Source organism: Sporosarcina thermotolerans (assembly GCF_042658975.1).
Classification (GTDB): Bacteria; Bacillota; Bacilli; order Bacillales_A; family Planococcaceae; genus Sporosarcina; species Sporosarcina thermotolerans.
Genome location: NZ_JBHSRM010000012.1, coordinates 24,004 through 43,080 on the forward strand (window position 1 = coordinate 24,004; position 19,077 = coordinate 43,080).

Genomic DNA, 19,077 nt, shown 5'->3' on the forward strand with positions numbered 1-19,077 from the left:
ATTATCCTCCAAACCCTAACTTCTTCGTAATTCTCGTTAAACGATCACCAAATAACTTTTGAGCAAGACCTGATTTTAACGCCAAGGCTCCATACACAGTTGCCCCAACAAAAGCACAAATCAGAACGTAAAGCAGCGCTTGCATTTTACCACCAACTGGACTGATTGCAAGTAATCCTTTTAAAGTAAAGTGGACTGCAATAAACATAATAACGTTGAAAATCCCGATAAGGATCAATCGCCTGAACACCATTCTCGAATGGTAATTGAGCACCTTCGATATCACAAACAGATTAATGGAAACTGCTATTCCATATCCGATTGTTGTTGCAGCTATCGCGCCGTTCACTTCGAAAAGCTTGATAAGAGGGATATTCAAAATCATTTTAACCAGTAAGCCCGTAAGCGATGTAAAGACAATCCATTTATGTTTATCGATCCCTTGAAGGATGGCAGCTGTTACGGTGAAGAGTCCAAACAGGATTGCGACTGGTGCATATGTAGCCAGCACATCGGCACCGATTGAATTTTCGCTATAGAAAAATGTATATATTTCATTTGAAAGGATTATCAGTCCGAGGACCATCGGAACTGTCAGAAACAGCATGATCTGGTATGTTTGGTCGAGTGACCTGCTGATTCCCTTCTGATCTTTTTTCGTGTAGAAACCTGTTATGACAGGAATTAATGCCATTGAAAACCCTGTCGCAACCATTACGGGTATCATGACAACCTTATGTGTCAAAAAGTTGAGCATCGTAAAATACATAGTCGTGACGTCTTTTAAACCAATTGATTTCATCGCATCTTTGAATGTGATCATATCCACGAATTGATATAAGGGATTGATAACGCCAACAAGAACGAAAGGTATTGTATAACCGATAACTTCTTTGTACATATCGAAAAAAGTAATATCACTTGCCGGTGGACTGCTCTCATACAGTTGCTTGAACTCGGGTTTGTATTTCAACCAGTATTTATACAAAACAACCAGCCCCGCCAACGCACCGATGAAAGCTGCAAACACAGCAAATTTAACAGCTATCCTTGGCGAGAGATCTAAAACATTCACTACGATGAACGCCCCAAGAAGCACGACAATAATCCTAACAATTTGTTCAATAAGCTGTGAAACGGAAGTCGGCTCAAACTTCTGATTTCCTTGCAAGTAACCACGGACGATACTCATAAGCGGGACGACAAGCAATGCGTAGCTCACCCAGCGAATGACGGATGTGATCTCTGCGATTGTAAAATTTTTGTCGTCAGCATCTATGACGAGATGCGCTATCGGTTCTGCCATGAAAAATAATACTAAGAACGATAATACCCCCGTCACAACCATGACAAGCATTCCGGATTTCATCAGTTTCCGACCGGTAGCGTAATCCCCTACAGCATTATATTTTGATACAAATTTTGAAATGGCCAGTGGTGCACCTGAAATCGCAACAGCTAACGCCAAATTATAAGGAATGTATGCATATTGATATAAACCAACATTCTCCTCACCAACAATGGCATAAAACGGAATAACATATAAAAGACCGAGCGCCTTGGATAAAAAGAGCCCGATTGTTAAAATGGCCGTGCCTTTTACAAGGTTTGATGACATATTTGATCCTTCCAATCTTAAGAACTACTTGACAAAGCTACTTATCAGTTTAACCCCAGCCGACACTTTTCACAATGATTAACTGAATTCAGCCTATGTTCCACCCCTACAAAAATTGACGGATCGAATAGTTACTCCTAATAGGATAAAAATGCAAATCCAGGCTGAATTAAGTTAACCCTCCGGGGGATGTCACAGATTTTCAAAGGAGCTTTTCGAGCAAGCTCGAAAAAATCTGGACACAATTCCGCCAAGGCGGAATTGATTGGACAGTTCATGTATAATGGAGAAAAACTGAAAGTGTGGTTCCATTTATGTATGACGTTATTATCATCGGTGGGGGTCCCTCAGGGTTAATGGCCTCCATCGCTGCAGCCGAAAAGGGAGGCAAGGTCCTTCTTTTGGATAAAGGAAAAAAACTTGGCAATAAACTATCCATTTCAGGGGGCGGACGGTGTAACGTTACAAACCGTTTGCCACTCGAAGAAATCGTTAAGAACATCCCTGGAAACGGGAGATTTTTATACGGCCCATTTTCCGTTTTCAACAATGAGGATATAATCGCATTCTTCGAAGGGCTTGGCGTTCCTTTGAAAGAGGAAGATCACGGCAGGATGTTTCCCGTCTCAAATAACGCTAAGGATGTCGTGAATGCATTGCTTAGTGAGATGGATCGTCTGAATGTCGAAGTGCGGTTATCTACTCGTGTTAAGAAACTATTGATGGATGATGAGAGGATTTTAGGCGTTCGTCTTGAAGATGGGGAAGAAATCCGTGCAAATGCGGTAGTGGTTGCTGTTGGTGGAAAAGCAGTCCCACAAACCGGCAGTACAGGGGACGGATATCCTTGGGCTGAAAAAGCAGGTCATACTGTGACTGAATTGTATCCAACTGAAGTCCCTTTATTGTCCGGCGAACCATTTATCCAATCAAAAGAATTACAAGGACTTGCACTACGCGACGTCGCTGTATCCGTATTGAACGCCAAGGGAAAAACATTGGTTACACATCAGATGGATATGTTATTCACCCACTTCGGATTAAGCGGTCCTGCGATATTACGGTGCAGCCAGTTTGTCGTGAAGGAACGGATGAAAAACGGTGCGAAGCCTGTTGAGATGCGGATTGATTCCTTGCCATCGATGAATGAAGAAAAGGCATTTCAAATGATTTACGCTATGTTGAAGGAAGATCCGAAGAAAGCGATTAAGAATAGTTTGAAGGGTGTCGCCCCTGAACGTTGGCTTCTGTTTTTATTCGAAAGGGCAGAAATTGATGCAGCTGATACTGGCGCAGGAATATCAAATGAAAAAATCCGTAAGTTGGCTGGCTTGTTAAAGGGCTTTCCAATGACGGTTAATGGTACGCAGCCGATTGAAAAGGCATTCGTCACAGGTGGGGGGATATCCACGAAGGAGATCGAACCGAAGACGATGGCTTCACGTAAAAAAGACGGACTTTTCTTCTGCGGAGAGATATTGGATATCCATGGTTATACAGGTGGATATAATATTACATCTGCGCTTGTTACAGGACGGATTGCGGGGATGAGTGCCGGAGCGTTTGCGAGGGATTGAGTTTGTAATGTAGGCGGCAGATTATTCGGTGCAGAATCCGATTCTTGAGCGCGGAAAGACGATTCTCGAGCGAGGATGACAGTTCTTGGGCTCGGGATGGATTCCTTTGAACAATAGTATCTCTCACCGATAAGATTTCAACAAAAAAATCCACGGAAAAAGAATTTACTCTTTCCCGTGGATTTTTCATTTATTAAACAGCAACAATATTGACCAATCTACCAGGAATTGCAATAACTTTCTTCAATTCCTTCCCATCGATCCATTGCTTCACTTGATCATCTTCAAGCGCGACTTTCTCTAATTCTTCCTTTGTAATATCTTTAGCAACATTGATCTTCGCACGGACTTTACCGTTGATTTGTACAGCTACTTCCACTGTATCATCGAATAGTTTCGATTCATCGAAGGACGGCCATGCAACATAGCAAATCGATTCGCTATGACCTAACTTCTCCCATAGCTCTTCCGCAAGATGCGGAGTGATCGGTGAAATCATGATGACGAAGCCTTCAACAAATTCTTTAGGAATCGAGTCGACTTTATAGCCTTCATTGATGAACACCATCATCTGCGAAATTGCAGTGTTATTGCGCATTCCTTCGAAGTCCTCAGTCACTTTTTTCACAGTTTGGTGATACACCTTTTCAAGTGCGCCACCCGGCGTGCCTCCGATTTTCGAGCTAAGCGTTCCATCTTCATTGACGAATAGTCGCCAGATGCGATCCAAGAAACGGCGCGCTCCATCAAGGCCGTTCGTTGACCATTCTTTTGATGCGTCAAGTGGACCCATGAACATTTCGTATAGGCGAAGTGTATCCGCTCCATGCGAATGGACGATATCGTCAGGATTGATGACGTTGCCAAGAGACTTAGACATTTTCACATGTCCTTCTCCAAGGATCATTCCTTGGTTGAACAGCTTTTGGAATGGCTCCTTCGTTGGAACGACACCGATATCATAAAGCACTTTATGCCAGAAACGAGCATATAGAAGGTGAAGTACCGCATGCTCCGCTCCGCCGACGTAAATGTCAACCGGCAACCAGCGTTCTGCAAGCTTCGGATCAATCAGCATTTCATCATTATCCGGGTCGATATAACGCAGATAGTACCAGCAGCTTCCTGCCCATTGCGGCATTGTATTCGTTTCACGGCGGCCTTTCATGCCAGTTTCCGGATCAACGACGTTAACCCACTCTTCGATATTTGCAAGCGGAGATTCACCTGTTCCACTTGGCTTGATATTATCCGTCTTCGGTAGCATTAACGGAAGTTCGGATTCATCGACCGTAGTCATGGAACCGTCTTCCCAATGAATGACTGGGATTGGTTCACCCCAATAACGTTGTCTTGAGAATAGCCAATCGCGAAGACGGTACGTGATCTTCTTCTCGCCTTTTCCGTTTTCAACGAACCAAGCAATTGCCTTTTCGATTGCTTCTTCTTTGCCCAACCCATCCAAGAAACCAGAATTGATATGCTCGCCGTCGCCAACATAAGCTTCCTTCGTAACATCGCCACCGGCAACGACTTCTACGATTGGCAATTTGAATTCAACCGCAAACTCATAATCCCTCTCGTCATGTGCAGGAACTGCCATGATCGCACCCGTACCATATGAAGCAAGCACATAATCCGCAATCCAGATCGGCATCTTCTCGCCGCTTGCTGGGTTGATTGCATAAGAGCCTGTGAATACGCCCGTCTTCTCTTTCGCAAGATCTGTACGTTCTAAGTCACTCTTCGTTTTCACTTTATCCAAATAAGCGTCAACTGCTGCCTGTTGTTCAGCAGTCGTAATTTGCTTAACAAGCTTATGCTCAGGAGCAAGTACCGCATATGTCGCACCGAAAATCGTATCCGGACGAGTTGTGAAAGCTTCGAATGAAAGATCTGTTCCGCCAATTTCGAATGTCAACTGAGCACCTTCAGAACGACCGATCCAGTTCCGTTGCATATCCTTCAAGCTATCCGGCCAGTCAAGATCATCCAAATCTTCAAGTAGGCGATCCGCATATTCCGTAATACGCAATACCCATTGACGCATCGGACGACGTTCTACTGGATGGCCACCACGTTCCGATTTCCCGTCGATTACTTCTTCATTCGCAAGGACAGTTCCAAGTGCAGGACACCAGTTTACAGGCACTTCATCAATATACGCCAAGCCTTTTTTAAACAGTTGGATGAAAATCCATTGCGTCCATTTGTAGTACTTCGGATCTGTTGTATTCACTTCACGATCCCAGTCATAAGAGAACCCAAGATCATCCATTTGGCGTTTGAACGTCGCAATATTTTTCGCGGTGAACTCAGCAGGGTCATTACCCGTATCAATTGCATATTGCTCGGCTGGAAGACCAAATGCATCCCATCCCATCGGGTGAAGGACATTATGACCTTGCTTTCTTTTGAATGAACTTAAAATATCCGTTGCGATATAGCCAAGTGGATGTCCGACGTGAAGTCCTGCACCTGACGGATATGGGAACATATCAAGGGCGTAGAATTTCGGCTTTGATTCATCGTTGACCATTTTGTATGTCTTATTGTCTTTCCAATACTGTTGCCACTTCTTCTCGATTTGTACATGTTGATAACTCATTCTGATTCATTCCTTTCCATTACAAACAAAATCGCGTTTTGCGGGAATTAAAAAACTCCCGTCCCTTAAAGATAAGGGACGAGAGGTATGTATACTCCCGCGGTGCCACCCAAATTGACGGCAATGCCGCCCAACTTGTTTCCTTAACGCGGAAAACGGCACCGGTTACTTTTCGTTCACCGATACAGGCTCATAGGCGAGTTCATCGTAGTCGTACAGGCTCGCACCAACCGCCTGCTCTCTTCAATCGACCGTACCGATTACTAGTTCCTCTTCACTGCCAACGCTATTTGAATTCAGTTTATTGTAGTGTACCCGAAATTGTTCCAATTTACAACTAGATGTCTAATAATTTGATGGAAGCCGCTACAAAGCAGGTGAGTCCAAGGTCCTTTTTTGGTAATAAATTTCCGGATTCAATAGATAACTATGCATATTCAATAGATAACTCTTTCGATTCGATAGATATGTTGTCTGATTCAATAGATAAAAATAATGCCAAGCTCATTAACGAGGATTTGGCATTTAGTGATCAACCAATATTCACTTTTAATTCAGCTTCTGTCGAGTTAATGACGTCTTCGACAGTGAACCCCTCGAAAACTTCCTTCAGTTCCAAGCCTTCCGGTGTCACGTCAATTAAAGCTCTTTCCGTGATGATTTTATGGACAACGCCTTTTCCTGTCAAAGGAAGTGAGCATTCTTTTTTAATCTTAGCTGATCCGTCTTTTGCAACATGATCCATGATGACGATGATCTTCTTTGCGCCATGCACAAGATCCATCGCGCCGCCCATGCCTTTGATCATCTTTCCAGGAATCATCCAGTTCGCGAGATCCCCTTTTTCGGACACTTCCATTCCACCAAGGATTGCAACATCGACATGTCCGCCACGGATCATTGCGAATGATTCCGCGCTATTGAAGAATGCCGATCCTGGGATTGTCGTAACTGTTTCTTTTCCTGCGTTTATCAGATCAGGATCAACTTCATCCTCCGTCGGGTACGGTCCGATTCCAAGAAGACCATTTTCCGATTGAAGCACAACAGTCTTATCATCCGAAATATAGTTAGCGACCAGTGTTGGCATGCCGATTCCAAGATTTACGTAATCGCCATTGTTAATTTCCTTTTCCGCGCGTCTAGCAATTCTTTCTCTGTAATTAATTGTCGTCATGGTGAACATTCCCCTTCCTTATCGCGTAGTTAACCGCTCAATTCGTTTTTCCTGATCCGCTTGCAATAACCCTTGTACATAGATGCTTGGCGTGTGGATTGTTGCAGGACTTAGTTGCCCCGTTTCTACGATCTCCTCCACTTCAGCAATCGTCACGCGTCCTGCTGCCGCCATCATCGGGTTGAAGTTTTGTGCTGTCTTGTTGTAGATCAAGTTCCCAAGCTTATCCGCCTTTGCTGCGCGGATCAATGCAAAATCGGCAACCAACGCTTCTTCAAGGACATATTCTTTGCCATCAAAAATTCTTGTTTCCTTACCATCGGCTACAGTCGTTCCAACCCCTGCTGGAGTGTAAAAAGCAGGAATTCCAGCACCACCGGCTCGTATCTTTTCCGCAAGCGTTCCTTGAGGAGTCAGCTCAACTTCAATTTCGCCGGATAGGACCTGACGTTCAAATTCTTTGTTTTCCCCAACATATGAACCTATCATCTTTTTAATCTGCTTTTCCTTCAATAAAAGACCTAATCCCCATTCATCTACGCCACAGTTATTCGATATAATCGTCAAATCCTTAACACCCTTTTCGACCAAAGCCAAAATGAGCTGCTCAGGAATTCCAACTAAACCAAAGCCACCTACCATTAAAGTTGAACCATCTTCAATTTGTGAAATCGCTTCCATCGCTGTTGAATAAATCGGTTTCATTTCGCCTGCCCCCTTCAATTACTTGAATAATTGCTACTAGCCTACCTATATTTAATCAAACTATTTTGATTGACGCAATCATCCTTGTTAAAAAACCGGAAATCCTTATTGGATCTCCGGTTTTTGATTGGACGACTTTAGTGGTCGGTCATATAGGATTGTAGTTAAGATTGTAATCACCATAAGGCTTGTAAGCAGCAATAACATCATTTTCATTCCATGAATCTCTACCAAGACACCACCCGCTAATGGTCCTATCATACGACCGATTGTGGCGGCGGAGTTCACAACTCCTTGATAAAATCCATCTTTTCCTTTCGGAGCCAGTTGACTCGCTATCGTTGGGATAACTGGCCATACAATCATTTCGCCGAAAGTAAGAATAACCATCGAAACGACGAACATCTTGAACGAGCCCGCAAAGCTAACAACAATAAACGAGATGATAAAAATGGAAGTACCGATAAGCATTTGTGTTTTCAGCTGTTTTTCAATACGTTTGATAAGTGGTTTGATGATTGGTTGACCGAGCACAATTAGTAATCCATTGATTGTCCAAATTAAACTGTATTCGCGTAATGTTACTCCGATTGACAAAGCATGTGTGGATATAGTTGTTGACCATTGTGAGTAGACAAGCCAAGTGATCAAATAGCCTGTAACTAGGATAAGAAGGGCGTAAAAAGGTGCCTTATACTTAATAGGTGTAGTCTCCCTAATGATATCCGTATGTCGTTCAGGAGCAATTTCCAATTTCTTATATCCGAAGTAAGCGATCACTAAAAACAGGATATAGAACGCAAGATTCGCTGAGAAGATGTAGTCGATATGAACGGATGCAATGAAACCAGCCATTGCAGGACCAATGGCAACTCCGACATTCTGCGCAAGATAAATCGAGTTAAATGCTTTTCGACCGCCTTCAGGCCATACTGTACCAACCATTGCATACATACTTGGAAAAATAATACCACCACTAAATCCTAAAACTGTAAGGAATATTATATAAGGATACCAATTATGATCATAGACAAGATATGCAAGTGCAAGAATTGAGATGACAATGCCGCTAATAATGGATCGGAATCCACCTATCCGGTCGAATAAATAGCCGCCAAGTAAGTTGCCCACAACACCTGCAGCTGAATTCGCCATTAGCACAAGTCCTGCTACTGCCAATGATTTTCCGAGGTATTCATGCATGTAAATTGTATTCAATGGCCATAGAAATGAATTCCCGATGACATTGACAAACATCCCGATGACAAGCAGCCAAACTTTTTTCGGCATACCTGCTGCCTCCGTTCTTCAAGTAAATTCTAATTCAATCATGATTTTATGCAAAATAAAATCCAGCCTTCTGGCAGGATATTTCGAGTGTATTCCTTTTCACACATTCATACAAGACATACTAAATATGTTCTATAATTCAGATGACACCATTCCCAACTATCGTGATACAATCTACTGTTGAGGAGCTGAATCACAATGCAGAAATTCAATTACCCGTTTCCCTCTGAAGGGAAACGTTATCATACATGGTCACGCCATTTGAAAGACGAGTTTGGATGCAAAGTATTTAAAGTTGCATTAGATGCAGGTTTCGATTGCCCCAATCGCGATGGGACTGTTGCATTCGGGGGCTGTACTTTTTGCAGTGTTGCCGGATCAGGAGATTTCGCCGGAGATCGGGTAGATCCAATAGAGGTCCAATTCGCACAAGTTCGTGATAAAATGCATCGTAAATGGAAGGATGGAAAGTATCTTGCCTATTTCCAGGCCTATACAAACACCCATGCACCCCTTCCCGTATTAAAGGAGAAATTCGAGGCTGCACTTGCGCAAGACGGGGTAGTCGGCATGTCAATCGCAACTCGACCGGATTGTTTGCCTGATGATGTTGTTGAATACTTGGCGGAATTAAATGAACGGACCTATTTATGGGTTGAATTAGGATTGCAAACCGTACATGAAAAAACCGCACAATTAGTAAACCGGGCACATGATTTCTCAACATATGTAGAAGGTGTTGAAAAGCTAAGAAAACACGGGATACGCGTCTGTACACATATTATTAACGGTCTGCCATTAGAGGATTATGACATGATGATGGAAACAGCGAGACAAGTCGCCAAGCTTGATGTACAGGGGATAAAAATCCATTTGCTTCATTTATTAAAAGGTACGCCAATGGTAAAACAGTATGAAAAAGGAATGGTCGAGTTCTTAAAGATGGACGAATACATCAACCTTGTAGTCGATCAACTTGAAATACTGCCACCAGAGATGATTGTCCACCGAATTACAGGGGACGGACCGATTGATTTGATGATCGGACCAATGTGGAGTGTTACGAAGTGGGATGTACTGAACGGCATTGATAAAGAAATGGAACGTCGTAATAGCTATCAAGGAAAGTTTTTTGAAAGGATGGTTGAACTCATTTGAGTAAAATTCTATTACATCGCGTCCTCCCGTTTTCAAAGCGATTGATTAGCGAGACTGTTTTTCCCGGGGAAACGGTTGTTGACGCAACTGCCGGCAATGGGAATGATACGTTGTTTTTAGCTGAGCAAGTCGGTACAGAAGGTAAGGTTTTCGCATTCGATATTCAGGAGGCCGCCATTTTAGCAACTGCGGAAAGACTTGGTGACTTAACAGCGCGAACGACTTTAATACTGGATAGTCATGCGAATGTGGATCAGTATGTAGACGAACCGATTGGCGGAGCGATGTTCAACCTTGGGTATCTGCCTTATGCCAATGATAAGTCGATTGTCACTAAACCGGATTCAACAATCACGGCTATCCATAAGCTATTAGGGATGCTTAAAAAAGGTGGAATCATCACGATATCCGTCTATGATGGACATGACGGCGGGAAGGAAGAGCGTGACGCGTTGCTCGACTATGTGAAAACACTTCATCAGGCAGACGTTCACGTGATCCGCTACGAGCTCCTAAACCAAAGAAATAACCCCCCATTTTTAATCGCAATCGAAAAAGTGAGGGATTTTGATGAGGTTGTACAAATAAGTAAATAGGAATTTTGTGTTGAAAGAATAGCCTAAAGTGAGGTATATTTCAGTTGATTGGAGCGAAAGGCGGCGACTCCTGTGGGGTCTTGCGCGAATGGTGAGACCCCGCAGGAGCGTAGCGACGAGGAGGCTCACCCGCGCCCCACGGAAAGCGTCCGCCTGTAGCGGAAATCAACGGTTTCTGACTAATTCATTCCCCTAATTGCCGTAAATCAGCAATCGGTCCAATCTCCTTAAAATCTTCCCTTTCCATTACTGCGATCAGTTTTCTTGCTGTTTCAGAGGCCGTGCTTAAAAGGCCTTGTTCTTTATAGTCAATAAATCGCTCAAGTAACGGGAAATCTTCCGCTTCACTTGACCGGATTGTTTCCTGCATGCCTGTATCGATGATTCCTGGCGCAATTGAGACAATATCGACAGGATATTGGGCTTTCTCCTGTTCAAGAGAAACAACACGGGAAAAATGATCAAGGCCCGCTTTCGTTGTGCAGTACACACCCCATCCTTCATATGGATTCCTTCCCGCACCTGATGATATATTAATTATTCTTTTTTCACCCTCAAAATTTATCAAGCTTCCGATAAACGTATTGGATAAAATCATCGGTGCAGTTAGATTGATCGACATAGCCCTAACTAATTCGTTCTCGTTAACGCTGCCGATTAATCCAATCGGTTCAACCGTTCCGGCGTTATTGATTAAAGTAAATGAGCTTGCCGATGACAGATTTTCTTCAATAATTCGGTTCATCAATTCAGCCAATCCACTTGTTTCCAATAAATCCGCAGTTTCAAATCCTTCATGGCCCGGATTGGTTCTTGCAATCCCAATCACTTTTTCCCCTTTTTCATTCAACTGATTCATCAATTCAAGGCCAATGCCTTTTGACGCACCAGTAATAATATAAATGTTCATCGTTCTTCCCCTTCCAGTGGAACTTGTTGTTGGATTGCCTCCCCAATTTTCGCTTTATTAGGGATCTCAAAATAAGCAATCCAGATATACAATGCAATTGCAATAACTAAGATCAGCCCCAAGATCAATCTCCTTTTTTCCATCCCATCTCCCCATTCCTCTTCTTTCCATATAGTTTACCATGTCATCATATCTATGGGACTACCCAAAAAAATATTAAAAGCCGATTCCCATTTTTTGAAGGAATCGGCCTAATTTCTTATTTTAGTATTTTGATTTTCACGTTTTTTCTTCCCCATTTATATGCTTCGCCTTTTGTTGGGAAGAACACATCAATTTTATTCCCTTTAATAGACCCGCCTGTATCGCCCGCAATCGCATAACCATACCCTTCAACATACACTTTTGTTCCAAGTGGGATGACTGAAGGGTCCACGGCAATCACTTTTAGATCAGGATTTCGTTTTAGATTAATCCCTGTTGAAGTAATTCCTGAACAACCGTTACAATTAGCAGTATAGGCACTTGCTGAAACAGTTATTTCCTCCACAACGGTATCGTCATCAGATCGCGATGGAGTTTTCGATGAATTCTTTTTACTTGTATCGGATTTAGTAACTATCAAATTCTGATTCGGCTTTATAACCGTTGACTTCAAACCATTCCAAGAAACTATTTCATTGACGGTGATATTATGCATTGCCGCAATTTTGTAAAGCGTATCACCTTTTTTGACTTTATACGTTGAAGAAGCCGCAAAACTTTCGGTCGTACTGCCGAACAATAACATTACTGCAAATAGAATCGTTACAATATGTTTTCTCAAGTTTTCTACTCCCCGCCTTTTAGTCTATTTATAGATTATCAGTACAGTATTACAGCAATGTTACAAATTGCATTTATTCTGATTACAAAAGTCAGTCAATTGTTACAGGAAAGGAAGGAATTAAAATGACCGAAATTTTAGTTAGATCAGCCCGACAGGATGAAGCAAAACCCATATCCCATCTGCTTTCAAAATGCCAATGGTTCACTTATCGCAACCTCTATTCAGACATATATATTCAACGCCTGATTAACAAATATTACAATGCCGAACGCATCCAGCGCGAAATCACAACAATCGACAAAAGTTGGCACGGGTATTTTGTTGCTGAAAAGGATGGAAAACTCCTTGGAGTAATCGGAGGAGGGATGGCAGATGATTCAGATGGTGAAATTTATGTCTTCTATATGGACCCCGATTATAGGGGGATGGGGATTGGTACAAGACTATTGGAATTCTATACAAAGATTCAAAAGTATACATATGGTGCTGAGCGCCAATGGGTTTCGGTTGCAAAAGGAAATCTGTACGGCATTCCTTTTTATGAGGCAAAGGGATTTTCATTTAAACGTGAGGAGATTGCATACGGTTCAACAGATGAGGACCAGGATATTTCCCTAGTTTATTCTAGACAAATCAATGAAAAAAAGGAGCATTCCTATTAACAAGGAGTGCTCCTTTCAACTATCTATGGGCCGGTGCTGGTTTCATAATAAGGGCGATGAGGGCTGTGAAGATCATAACAATCAGTACTGGAAGGATCCAGCCTAGACCATCGCTGTAAAACGGAAGTATCGTATTATAGAACGAATCAATAGAAGTGAGCCAGCTTGGCCATTCCGTTTTTTCGTAACCTAACGTGGAATATAATGTTTTAATCCCATCGAAGAGGCTGATTAATAATGCAGTAGCTGTCGCACCAACATAAACGATTCTCGCATGACCGAATAGTGGTGAGGTGAATGTTAGTAACATTAGTACAACGGCCAGTGGGTAAAGCAACATTAGGACCGGGATTGAATAGGTAATAATATTGGCTAAACCAAAGTTCGAAACAACAAAACAAAAGATTGTAAAACCCGTAACGAATGTTTTGTATCCAACTTTCGGGATGATTGTATTGAAATATTCTCCACATGCGGTCATAAGTCCGATACTTGTTGTCAAGCAGGCAAGAATAATTACAATTGCAAGCATAACAGTTCCAATTGTTCCAAAGTAATAAGAAGCCGTCTCACTTAAAACAGGGCCTCCGGTTTCAAATAATCCTAAGCGCTCAGTCGTCGTCGCCCCAAGATACGCGATCCCAACATAGATTAATGCAAGGATACCTGAAGCTACGACGCCGGTTTTCACAGTTGCAGAAAAGATCTGCATCTTATTCTTTAGTCCATATGAACGTAATACATTAATGACGATAATTCCAAATACAAGTGAAGCTAAAGCATCCATTGTATTATAGCCTTCAGTTAATCCTTTTACAAAAGCTCCTTTTGCATAAGCATCAACGGGACTCTGAAACTCCCCCATAGGATTCAAAAATGCAACTATTAATAGGACAAGCAGCAATACTATGATAATCGGAGACATGAGTTTCCCGACACGATCTACAATTTTAGCAGGATTCAAGGAAAGCCATAATGTTATACCGAAAAATAACAATGTAAATATAAACAGCGCAATTTTCGTATAGCCTTCAGGAATAGAAGACGCGATTCCGATTTCGAATGCAACTGCCCCAGTACGAGGTGCAGCAAAAAATGGACCTATCGTTAAATAAAGTAAAGAGGTAAATATCAAACCGTAAATTGGATGTACCCTGCTTGCGAGTTCTTGCAAGTTCCTACTTCCCGAGAAACCCATTGCCAAAATCCCTAAAAGTGGAAGTCCAGCTCCTGTAATAAGAAATCCGACTGTTGCCGGCCAGAGGTTTTCGCCTGAATATTGTCCTAACTGAGCAGGAAATATAAGATTACCAGCACCAAAAAAGAGGGCAAATAACATGACGCCGATAGCTAAATATGAAGAAAATGACAACTTTTTTTGCATGTGTATACTGCTCCCTTCATGATGTTAATATGCAAATTATTGTGTACATTTACTGTAGAAATTTATAATACTCTCTGCTCTCTTAAATTGCAACAGAAAATAAAAAGATTTCACATTTTTTACGATGTTATTATTTTACAATAGAAAAATAGACGGCTTTTTGGGCCGTCTACTTAGTTTATTTAAGGATAAATTTGGTTTCACTATGTCCTTCTCTTGTCTTCTTGACTTCAAGAATTGCAGGTAATGCAGCTTTTAACTCTTCAACGTGAGAAATGACACCAATCATCCTTCCAGACTTTTGCAAGTCAACAAGCGTATCGATTGCCTTCTGCAAAGACTCCTCATCCAATGTCCCAAACCCTTCATCGATGAACATCGTGTCAATCGAGACAGACCCTTGGAAGCTCTGGATAACATCAGCCATCCCTAACGCAAGACTGAGGGACGCATTAAATTTCTCGCCACCCGATAATGTCTTAACATCCCGATTTTGACCGGTATACCCATCATGCACATCCAACCCTAAACCGCTCTGTTTTCCCCTTGTTTCCTGACGATCACTTCGCAATAGCTGAAATTGTCCGTTCGATAAGTCTTTAAGTCTCTCATTCGCGGATTGAATGATACGCTCCAAATAATCGATTTGGATGAATCGTTCGAATGAGAGCTTCAATTCATTTTGACCTCTGATCGTATCATAAAGGTTGGCAATTTTGCCTACCCTTCTTTCAAGCTCATCGATACCTTCACCAGTTCTTTTAATACTTGCTTCCAATGAAACCAAAGCAGTTTTATATTCTGTTGATTTATTCATTTCTGTCCAGGCAGCTTCATACGCTGCTTTCAAACTTTGTACAGTTTCGTGCATCTCTATCAAGTCCACTTTTTCTTTTCCAAGCAAACGGGCATTTAGGTCCACAATCTTTTCCTTTGTCGAATGAAGCCTTTGTTTGAAATCCATCACTTGGTCTTTCAAAATACGTCTTTCTGATTCCGACAATTTCGCTTCCCGATATTCCGTTTCTGAAGTGAATTCGGATAACTCTAAAGCTTCTTTGAATCTGGCTTCGGCATTTGCCTTTTTATCGGAACATTCATCAAATGTTTTTTTACAATGATACTCTGCCGATTCTGCCTTTGTTAGTTTCCCTCTTGCCTCCTCACGTGATTTTTGTACAGACTGCCACGCAATATCCAAACGAGTTTTATTTGATTCAACTTCAGTAATTTTCATTTGCAAGGCAGGCAAGCTACGCATTTCTTCAGGTATTTGGGCTATTTCCCTTTGCAATAAAGTTGTCTCTTTATCTATAAGCGATTTTTGTTCTAAAACCTTTTTTTCGTTCTCAATTTGAGCAATCTGCGTAGCCGCAGCGGTCTCTTCCTGTGACTTTAGCGCCTTTCTTAAGCCAGGCAGTTTATCCCTTGTTGCACGTAAGCGGGCTGCTTGTTCTGTTAATTCCTTTTTGATCGCCGACAGATCTTCAAGATTGCCTTCAATTTGAAGCTCCTTCATTTCCAGCTCTTTCGCTTCCAATTGTTCGAGGTAGTTCTCGTATTTAGCGCAAACCGCCTGGTAAGAACCTTCTATTTTTGTTAATTCGATTTGGCTTCGATCAAGTTCTTCACGTGTTACCGATTCTTCACTATGTCTATGGATCTTTGTCGGGTGGTGCTCACTACCGCAAACCGGACATGGCTCCCCGTCCTGCAACGAATCAGCTAAAAGCGCGGCCTGATTATTCAACCATAAATTTTGCATTAATGTAAAGTCATCTCTCAGCTTACGTACAACAACGGATCCCTTTTCCTTCTGCTGCTTCCACTTCATCACTTCGGCAGTAATTTTCATATGGTCTTGCATAATTTTTAATTCAGATTCAACTCGGCTCATTTTTTCAGTAATTTCGTCCAATGGGATTACATCAAATTCCATCTTTTCAATTTGAGCCTTCATCAGATTTAATTTCTCTTTTTCAACTTCAGACCTTTTCGTCGAAACGATGAATTCTTCATGCGAAACCAGAAGGCGTTGCTCTAAGCTTTTCACGGTCGATTCCTTAATTGCCAATTCCTTTACTGCTGGAAGATGGTCACGTAAACGGATAAGCCGTTCTGTCACTTGCGCCCTTTCTTCTTGTTTAGACTCTTCTTGTTTATACAATACTTCGATCGAATCCAATGACAGTTTTGCTTCTTGCGCTTCCTTTACCGCATGATTCCATTCTTTCAACCTTACTTCAGCTTCATTATGCAACTGTTGGAAATGGCCTTCGATTTCATGGATGACTGCTGCCCGCTCTGCATTGGATATACGTTGTTCTTTTAACGTGACTGATGGAATTTCTGCCGTTAAAGTCTCCATATCCTTATTCAACTGTTCAAGTTGATCAAATTGTTCATTGAGATTTTTCGCTACATGATAGTTAGAAAGCATCTCAGCATGTTTTTCATATGTGAGTTTATATTTCTTTTCATCTTCCACCATTTTTTCCGAATAAAATTCGGCTTCGTTTACTATGCCGTCAAGCACTTGCGACACGTTTCTATATTCATTGGAAAGGACTTCGAAAATCAGGGATTCTCTTTCTGGTATGACAGTAGGAATTTGCCGAATAAACCCTTCAATCTTACTTTTTTCTTCGACCAAACGGTTTTGGGCCTCATCTCGTTTCATCTTCAATCGGTTGACGACTTCACGGTACTCTTCCGTCTTGAAGATTTTTCGCATGATTGTTTCTTTATTCTCCGTGTCGGACGTCAAGAATTTCCTGAATTCCCCTTGTGGAAGCATTACAATCTGACTAAATTGAGCTTGCGTAAAACCAACAAGTTCTTCGATCTTCCGATTAATTTCAGAAACGATTTGACGGTCGACAAATGGGATTTCCCCGTCAGCAGTTAGCTCAAAAAACTCACATCTTGCAGTTGTTTCAGTTTTATTCCCAGCTTTCAAGTATGGGATTTGCCGCATGATTCGATATGTGCGCCGATTGATTTCGAAAATTAATTCGACCGCCGTTTGAGTGGAATCGTCAGCAAAGTCACTTCGCATCGAGCGGGATTCTGATCGGTCTTCACCACTCGCTTGTCCATATAACGCGAAACAAATCGCATCGAAAATTGTTGTTTTCCCTGCTCCAGTAGCTCCCGAGACAACGAATAATCTATGATCTTCAAGGAGTCGAAAATCCACAATTTCCGTTCCCTTGTAAGGCCCAAATGCCGTCATTGTCAATTGAATGGGTTTCATACGTCGGTTCCCCCTTTCACTTCCCGCAATACCTCATCAAAGATCCGTTCTGTCTCGGCATCGGGTTCTATATCATTCATTTGCGTGTAAAAATATCGAAACAGGGTCATATCATCCGGTTTTTCCTGGACTGCTGAATCGTGGCGTTCAAGTGTTGCGGCAGTCCGACCCACATTTCTTTCAATATGCATGGCATTCGGATAAATTGACTTCACTTTTTCCATTGGAAATAAGACAGGTGTAGCATCATGTAATTTCACAAAAACGTAGTCATCACTTGGTGGATGGGTGAGAATTTCATCCATCTCTCCTTCGACGGTTCGCATATCATGTTTTGGCGCAAGCAACCTCTTTTGAACATCGATATTACCTTCTCCATCCATTTCCACAATGTAGAAACCTTTTTTATGATTCTCTTCAGATATTGAATATTTCATAGGTGATCCCGAATATCTAATCGTTTCATTCGACACATGATGTGCCTGGTGCAGATGGCCGAGAGCTGTGTAATGGAACGGTTTGAAAAGTTGTGCAGACACATATTCCGCACCTCCAATTGCCAACGGGCGCTCCGAATCACTTGTATTCTCCTCCTCCTCGCCGTGAGGGGTGACGAAAGCATGTCCTACAAATACATGTCGTGCATCTTCCTTAAATTCGATTTTCTGAATTACACGTTTCATAGCACTATTAAAATCTATTATATTTTCATCTTCATAAACTTGTCTGCATATGGAAGGGTCAGCATATGGGACAAGATGAAAATGGACCTCACCGAATGAATCATTGAATACGACCGGTTTCACCTTATGTTTTAGCCGGCCTTCAATGAAGTATCCGTTTCTTCTCATTAATTCACTGCCAAAGTCCAGTCGACTCGGACTGTCGTGATTACCAGCTACCGCAATGACAGGAGTTTTCAAATCCACAACAATTTCCCGCAATACTTCGTCAAGTAATGTAACTGCATCCGTTGGTGGAACTGCCCGATCATACAAATCTCCTGCAATAAGTATCACATCGGGTTTTTCTTCTTTAATGGCGTCGATGAATTGCCGAAGCACATGACGCTGTCCCTCCGTCATGTATACACCTTTTACCAGTTTGCCTAAATGCCAATCCGCCGTATGGAAAAACTTCAATTCCCCCGCCTCCCGTTTCTTCTATTACCTCTTATTTTACAGGAAACTTGCTTGAATAGGCATTACATCCGTTAAAATAGAAATATTATAATTTCATTAAGCCTGATTTCAGTTTGAAAAAACATCGATTTGATACACAAAACCCGCATTCAAGGCTTCATAGCC

15 protein-coding genes and 1 other annotated feature are annotated in these 19,077 nt (G+C 42.0%); of the genes, 4 read left to right on the forward strand and 11 right to left on the reverse strand.

Annotated features, from left to right (window positions below):
• Nucleotide 1 precedes the first annotated feature (1 nt).
• Complete coding sequence (locus ACFPZG_RS07095; protein ID WP_317940679.1) at nt 2-1,618, reverse strand: putative polysaccharide biosynthesis protein; 1,617 nt, start codon at nt 1,616-1,618, stop codon at nt 2-4.
• A 314-nt stretch (nt 1,619-1,932) separates the two neighbouring features.
• Between ACFPZG_RS07095 and ACFPZG_RS07100 the strand changes: the two genes are divergently transcribed.
• Complete coding sequence (locus ACFPZG_RS07100) at nt 1,933-3,195, forward strand: BaiN/RdsA family NAD(P)/FAD-dependent oxidoreductase (RefSeq protein ID WP_317940678.1); 1,263 nt, start codon at nt 1,933-1,935, stop codon at nt 3,193-3,195.
• A 193-nt stretch (nt 3,196-3,388) separates the two neighbouring features.
• On the opposite strand, the gene leuS is transcribed toward ACFPZG_RS07100, so the two are convergent.
• The 4 genes from leuS to ACFPZG_RS07120 form a co-directional block, all read right to left on the reverse strand.
• Complete coding sequence (gene leuS / locus ACFPZG_RS07105; RefSeq protein WP_317940677.1) at nt 3,389-5,803, reverse strand: leucine--tRNA ligase; 2,415 nt, start codon at nt 5,801-5,803, stop codon at nt 3,389-3,391.
• 71 nt (nt 5,804-5,874) lie between these two features.
• Nucleotides 5,875-6,090: a binding site (T-box leader), on the reverse strand.
• 245 nt (nt 6,091-6,335) lie between these two features.
• Complete coding sequence (locus tag ACFPZG_RS07110) at nt 6,336-6,980, reverse strand: 3-oxoacid CoA-transferase subunit B (RefSeq protein WP_283732501.1); 645 nt, start codon at nt 6,978-6,980, stop codon at nt 6,336-6,338.
• An 18-nt stretch (nt 6,981-6,998) separates the two neighbouring features.
• Nucleotides 6,999-7,685: a CoA transferase subunit A gene (locus ACFPZG_RS07115; protein ID WP_317940676.1), complete on the reverse strand. Its 687-nt coding sequence runs from the start codon at nt 7,683-7,685 to the stop codon at nt 6,999-7,001.
• Nucleotides 7,686-7,790: 105 nt separating this feature from the next.
• Entirely contained in the window at nt 7,791-8,975 is a 1,185-nt protein-coding gene (locus ACFPZG_RS07120; protein WP_283732502.1) for an MDR family MFS transporter, read from the reverse strand.
• Between the two features lie 198 nt (nt 8,976-9,173).
• Between ACFPZG_RS07120 and ACFPZG_RS07125 the strand changes: the two genes are divergently transcribed.
• Together ACFPZG_RS07125 and ACFPZG_RS07130 are read left to right on the forward strand one after the other, a co-directional pair.
• On the forward strand, nt 9,174-10,133 hold the full coding sequence (locus tag ACFPZG_RS07125) for a TIGR01212 family radical SAM protein (RefSeq protein WP_283732503.1): 960 nt from the start codon (nt 9,174-9,176) through the stop codon (nt 10,131-10,133).
• A complete protein-coding gene (locus tag ACFPZG_RS07130; RefSeq protein WP_317940675.1) occupies nt 10,130-10,729 on the forward strand; it encodes a class I SAM-dependent methyltransferase in 600 nt (199 codons plus the stop codon). Before ACFPZG_RS07125 ends, ACFPZG_RS07130 begins: the two co-directional genes overlap by 4 nt.
• A gap of 184 nt (nt 10,730-10,913) precedes the next feature.
• Here ACFPZG_RS07130 and ACFPZG_RS07135 read toward each other — a convergent pair whose 3' ends face one another.
• From ACFPZG_RS07135 to ACFPZG_RS07145, 3 genes are all read right to left on the reverse strand, one after another.
• Nucleotides 10,914-11,639, reverse strand: coding sequence for an SDR family NAD(P)-dependent oxidoreductase (locus ACFPZG_RS07135; RefSeq protein WP_283732504.1), 726 nt, complete (start codon nt 11,637-11,639; stop codon nt 10,914-10,916).
• The gene (locus ACFPZG_RS07140; protein WP_317940674.1) at nt 11,636-11,782 is read right to left on the reverse strand and encodes a hypothetical protein; all 147 of its coding nucleotides are present in this window, start codon (nt 11,780-11,782) and stop codon (nt 11,636-11,638) included. Before ACFPZG_RS07140 ends, ACFPZG_RS07135 begins: the two co-directional genes overlap by 4 nt.
• 116 nt (nt 11,783-11,898) lie before the next feature.
• The gene (locus ACFPZG_RS07145; RefSeq protein ID WP_283732506.1) at nt 11,899-12,465 is read right to left on the reverse strand and encodes a 3D domain-containing protein; all 567 of its coding nucleotides are present in this window, start codon (nt 12,463-12,465) and stop codon (nt 11,899-11,901) included.
• A gap of 125 nt (nt 12,466-12,590) precedes the next feature.
• Between ACFPZG_RS07145 and ACFPZG_RS07150 the strand changes: the two genes are divergently transcribed.
• The gene (locus ACFPZG_RS07150; RefSeq protein WP_317940673.1) at nt 12,591-13,130 is read left to right on the forward strand and encodes a GNAT family N-acetyltransferase; all 540 of its coding nucleotides are present in this window, start codon (nt 12,591-12,593) and stop codon (nt 13,128-13,130) included.
• A gap of 19 nt (nt 13,131-13,149) precedes the next feature.
• Here ACFPZG_RS07150 and brnQ read toward each other — a convergent pair whose 3' ends face one another.
• From brnQ to ACFPZG_RS07165, 3 genes are all read right to left on the reverse strand, one after another.
• A complete protein-coding gene (gene brnQ, locus ACFPZG_RS07155; protein WP_317940672.1) occupies nt 13,150-14,514 on the reverse strand; it encodes a branched-chain amino acid transport system II carrier protein in 1,365 nt (454 codons plus the stop codon).
• Nucleotides 14,515-14,692: 178 nt separating this feature from the next.
• On the reverse strand, nt 14,693-17,770 hold the full coding sequence (locus tag ACFPZG_RS07160; RefSeq protein WP_283732508.1) for an AAA family ATPase: 3,078 nt from the start codon (nt 17,768-17,770) through the stop codon (nt 14,693-14,695).
• Nucleotides 17,767-18,912 carry an exonuclease SbcCD subunit D gene (locus ACFPZG_RS07165; RefSeq protein ID WP_283732509.1) on the reverse strand — a complete coding sequence of 382 codons (1,146 nt, stop codon included), beginning with the start codon at nt 18,910-18,912 and terminating at the stop codon, nt 17,767-17,769. Before ACFPZG_RS07165 ends, ACFPZG_RS07160 begins: the two co-directional genes overlap by 4 nt.
• Nucleotides 18,913-19,077: the final 165 nt, after the last annotated feature.